We start from the raw sequence: 209 nt of genomic DNA on the forward strand, positions 1-209 counted from the left end.
TTCTGGATGATCACGCCCTTGATGCGTGAGCCTTCCATGATCGCGTCCTCGATCCAGGTGTAGTTCAGCACTTCGACGTTGGCCTGCTGCAGCAGGTCGACAGCGGCTTGCTTGAAGCCCTCGGGGTCGAACGGAAAGGTCGGCCCCGTGATGTTGCCTTCCCCGCGCTCGGCCAGTGTGAGCGCGATCTCGCGGGCCACGCCGGTCAT

The 209-nt window shown here is 63.2% G+C and carries 1 protein-coding gene; it reads right to left on the reverse strand.

Annotation, left to right across the window (positions count from 1 at the left end; all coding sequences use genetic code 11):
* The coding region (locus AC3A6X_RS36465; protein ID WP_487846729.1) for an FAD-dependent oxidoreductase at nucleotides 1–209 on the reverse strand (209 nt) is incomplete at both ends.

The sequence above is a fragment of the Variovorax sp. Soil_C_12 genome, from assembly GCF_057657375.1.